Here is a 4154-nt window from a genome sequence, read left to right as displayed (position 1 = left end):
GGACAAGCTTCTTCATCAGCGGGGCTCCAACAGGTCCCAGGTGTTGCCGTACAGGTCGCGGAACACCGCGACCGTGGCGTAGGGTTCTTCGCGCGGTTCTTCCAGGAACTGGACACCGGCAGCCAGCATCGCCGCGTGGTCGCGGCGGAAGTCATCGGTATTGAGGAAGAAGCCGACACGGCCACCGGTCTGGTTGCCGATACGACTGCGCTGCTCGTCGTCGCTGGCGCGGGCCAGCAGCAGGGCGGCGGCGCTGCCATCGGTCGGGCCGACCACCACCCAGCGCTTGCTGCCCTGGTCGATGTCGTCCAGCAGCTGGAAGCCGAGCTTGCCGGTGTACCAGGCGATGGCCTCGTCATAGTCGGCCACCACCAGGGTGGTCAGGGCAATGCGCCGGTTCATGCCGACAGCGCTGCCTGCTGCGCGGCCAGCAGCTCGGTCACGCCCTTCTCGGCCAGGCCCAGCAGGGCATCGAGCTCGTCACGGCGGAAGGCATGGCCTTCGGCGGTGCCCTGCAGTTCGATGAAGCCGCCACCGTCGTTCATCACCACGTTCATGTCGGTGTCGCAGTCGCTGTCTTCGGCGTAGTCCAGGTCCAGCACCGGGGTGCCGCGGTAGACGCCGACCGACACCGCCGCCACCGCGCCGAGGATCGGGTTGCGCTTGATGTCGCCGCGCTTCATCAGCACGTTCACCGCATCGACCAGGGCCACGTAGGCGCCGGTGATGGCCGCAGTGCGGGTGCCGCCGTCGGCCTGCAGCACGTCGCAGTCCAGGGTGATGGTGCGTTCGCCCAGTGCGTTGCGGTCCACGCAGGCGCGCAGGCTGCGGCCGATCAGGCGCTGGATCTCCAGCGTGCGGCCGCCCTGCTTGCCGCGTGCGGCTTCGCGGTCGCTGCGGGTGTGGGTGGCGCGCGGCAGCATGCCGTACTCGGCGGTCACCCAGCCTTCGCCCTTGCCACGCAGGAAGCCCGGCACCCGGTTCTCGATGCTGGCCGTGCACAGCACGCGGGTTTCACCGAAGCAGACCAGCACCGAACCTTCGGCGTGGCGGGTGAAACCGCGCTGGATGACGACCGGGCGCAGCTGATCGGGCTGACGGCCACTGGGGCGGAAATCGGACATGGGGCAGGTTCCGTAGGGAAAGGGAGTACGCCACCATCCCCGCGGCCTTCACGGGGCGGGGAAAGGGGCTCAAAAGAGACCGCTAGGGTACCATTCCCCCTTTGCAAGCACCGGATACATCCATGATTCGAAGCATGACGGCCTATGCCGGCGGCGAGCGCTCCACCCCGTGGGGAACGCTGGGCTGCGAGCTGCGCTCGGTCAACCACCGCTTCCTGGAAGTGGGCACGCGCCTGCCCGAGGAACTGCGCGCATTGGAACCGCAGCTGCGCGAACGCATTTCCGCGCGCCTGAGCCGTGGCAAGCTGGATCTGGTGATGCGCCTGCGCGCGCCGGACTCGGCTGCCAGCCTGCAGATCAACGAGGTGCTGCTGGGCCAGCTGGGCCAGCTGGCGCACCGGCTGACCTCCGATTTCCCCAACCTGCAGGTCAGCTTCACCGACCTGCTGCAGCTGCCGGGCGTCACCCAGGGTGAGGCCACCGATGCGGCAGCCCTGCAGATTGAAGCACTGGCGCTGCTGGACCAGGTGCTGGAGGGCTTCATCGCCGCCCGCGAGCGTGAAGGCAATACGCTGGCCACCGCCATCGCCGAGCGCGTGGATGCCATCGAGCGCATCGCCGCGGAGGTCCGTACGCTGATTCCCGCCATTCGCGACGGCCAGCGCACCAAGCTCGCCGCTCGCCTGGCCGACCTGCCGCATCCGGTTGATCCGGGCCGCGCCGAGCAGGAACTGGTGATGTGGCTGCAGAAGCTGGACGTGGACGAGGAGCTGGATCGCCTGTCCAGCCATATCGTCGAGATCCGCCGCGTGCTCAAGCAGCGTGAACCGGTCGGCCGCCGCCTGGACTTCCTGCTGCAGGAGTTCAACCGCGAGGCCAACACGCTTGGCTCCAAGTCGGTGGACAGCCGCACGTCCAACGCCGCCGTCGAGCTGAAGGTGCTGATCGACCAGATCCGCGAGCAGGTGCAGAACATCGAATGAGCATTTCCACGCCCCCGGCCGCGATCGCACGCGGCACGCTGTACATCGTTGCCGCGCCCTCCGGCGCCGGCAAGAGCAGCATCGTCAACGCCACCCTGGCGCGCGACCCGCAGATTGCCCTGTCGATCTCGTTCACCTCGCGCGCCATGCGCCCGGGTGAAGTGAACGGCCAGCACTACCACTTCGTCAGCGCCGAGAAGTTCGAGGAAATGATCGCCGCCGGCGATTTCTTCGAACACGCCTGGGTGCATGGTGACTGGAAGGGCACCGCCCGGCAGTCGGTGGAGCCGCAGCTTGCGGCCGGCCAGGACGTGCTGCTGGAAATCGACTGGCAGGGTGCGCAGCAGGTGCGCCAGCTGGTGCCGGGCACGGTGACGGTGTTCATCCTGCCGCCGTCCAAGCAGGCGCTGCAGGACCGCATGCGCAAGCGCGGCCAGGACAGCGAGGCGGTCATCGCCCAGCGCCTGGGCGCCGCCCGCGATGAAATGCTGCACTTCAATGAGTTCGACTACGTCATCGTCAATGAAGTGTTCGACACCGCCGTGGACGAGCTGTGCGCGATCTTCACCGCCAGCCGCCTGCGCCGGGAGGCCCAGAAGGTCCGGCACGCCGGCCTGATCCAGGCGCTATTGACCCCGGATGCGAGTTCAACTGATTGATTCCTAAAGGGTCCGGTGGGGGTTGGCTTGATTTTGTCCAGCCCCTGCCAGTACACTCCGTCCCCTTTCCCTCATTCGACTGAGCGGCCGACCGGTCGCCGGGAGCCCGTATGGCCCGCATTACCGTAGAAGATTGCCTGGAAGTCGTTAACAACCGTTTTGAGCTGGTGATGATGGCTTCCAAGCGCGCCCGTCAGCTCGCCAATGGCGTGCAGGCCACGCTGGACAACAGCGAGACCGAGGACAAGCCGACCGTGCTGGCACTGCGCGAGATCGCTGCCCGCAAGATCGACAACGCGCTGATCGACGAAGTCGAGAAGGCCGAGCGTGAGCGCGCCGAGCGCGAAGCGCTGGAGTGGGCCGCCGCTGAAGTGGTCGCCGACGAAGACATGTCCAAGAACGACGATTGATCGCATCGATCAACGTCATCGCTGGATACGCCGAACAGCCCGCCCCGTGCGGGCTGTTTCGCATTCAGGGTTTGCCGTAAACGTCGCGCTGGCATAGGCTTTGGCCATGAACCCAGGCCCCACTGCCAAGGTCGCCGCAGTCCCCGCTGCCGCCGTACCCGATTACGTCCTCCAGCTCGAACGCGCCGCCCACTACCTGCCGCCCGAGCAGCTGCCGCTGCTGCGCCGTGCGTGGGAAGTCGGCGCCTCCGCGCACGCTGGGCAGACGCGCAAGTCGGGCGAGCCCTACATCACCCATCCGGTGGCCGTGGCCCAGGTGCTGGCCGAGCTCGGCCTGGACGTGGAAGCGCTGATCGCCGCGATCCTGCACGACACCATCGAAGACACCCCGCTGACCCGCGAGGCGCTGTCGGCCGAGTTCGGTGAAGCGGTGGCCGAGCTGGTGGACGGCGTCACCAAGCTGGACAAGCTGAAGTTCCGCGACCGCCAGGAAGCAGCCGCCGAGAGCTTCCGCAAGATGCTGCTGGCGATGTCGCGCGACCTGCGCGTGATCATGATCAAGCTGGCCGACCGCCTGCACAACATGCGCACGCTGGGCGCGCAGAGCCGCGAAGCGCGGGGCCGCATCGCCCGCGAGACGCTGGAGATCTACGCCCCGATCGCGCAGCGGCTGGGCATGAGCCTGGTCAAGAGCGAACTGCAGAACCTCGGCTTCAAGGCGCTGTACCCGTGGCGCCATGCGATCCTGGAAAAGCACATCCGCAGCCAGCCGGTGGTGCGCCGCGAGGCCCTGGCGCAGGTGGAAGTGCAGCTGTCGCAGCGCTTGGCCAAAGAGGGCATCGAGCACCGCCTGGTCAGCCGCATCAAGACCCCGTGGAGCATCTACAACAAGATGCGCGACGAGAACAAATCCTTCGACCAGGTGATGGACGTGTTCGGCTTCCGCCTGGTCGTGCGCGGCGTGCCGCAGTGCTACCA

The 4154-nt window shown here is 67.2% G+C and carries 6 protein-coding genes; 4 read left to right on the top strand and 2 right to left on the bottom strand.

Annotated elements, in window-relative coordinates:
• Window positions 1-15: 15 nt before the first annotated feature.
• Together DBR20_RS11495 and rph are read right to left on the bottom strand one after the other, a co-directional pair.
• Window positions 16-402 (bottom strand): VOC family protein, encoded by a 387-nt coding sequence (locus DBR20_RS11495; protein WP_025874209.1) that lies wholly within the window; start codon window positions 400-402, stop codon window positions 16-18.
• On the bottom strand, window positions 399-1124 hold the full coding sequence (gene rph / locus DBR20_RS11490; RefSeq protein ID WP_025874210.1) for a ribonuclease PH: 726 nt from the start codon (window positions 1122-1124) through the stop codon (window positions 399-401). Before rph ends, DBR20_RS11495 begins: the two co-directional genes overlap by 4 nt.
• 122 nt (window positions 1125-1246) lie before the next feature.
• Between rph and DBR20_RS11485 the strand changes: the two genes are divergently transcribed.
• The 4 genes from DBR20_RS11485 to DBR20_RS11470 all read left to right on the top strand — a co-directional run.
• Window positions 1247-2107, top strand: a complete 861-nt coding sequence (locus DBR20_RS11485; RefSeq protein ID WP_108266258.1) for a YicC/YloC family endoribonuclease — start codon at window positions 1247-1249, stop codon at window positions 2105-2107.
• On the top strand, window positions 2104-2766 hold the full coding sequence (gene gmk, locus DBR20_RS11480; protein ID WP_108266257.1) for a guanylate kinase: 663 nt from the start codon (window positions 2104-2106) through the stop codon (window positions 2764-2766). Before DBR20_RS11485 ends, gmk begins: the two co-directional genes overlap by 4 nt.
• A 110-nt stretch (window positions 2767-2876) precedes the next feature.
• Entirely contained in the window at window positions 2877-3176 is a 300-nt protein-coding gene (rpoZ, locus tag DBR20_RS11475; protein WP_005410877.1) for a DNA-directed RNA polymerase subunit omega, read from the top strand.
• 106 nt (window positions 3177-3282) lie between these two features.
• Window positions 3283-4154, top strand: an 872-nt coding sequence (locus DBR20_RS11470; protein WP_146186995.1) for an HD domain-containing protein, incomplete at its 3' end; no start/stop codon positions are given.

The sequence above is a fragment of the Stenotrophomonas sp. HMWF023 genome, from assembly GCF_003060985.1.
Lineage (GTDB): Bacteria > Pseudomonadota > Gammaproteobacteria > Xanthomonadales > Xanthomonadaceae > Stenotrophomonas > Stenotrophomonas lactitubi.
This window is presented reverse-complemented; position numbering and strand designations above follow the sequence as displayed.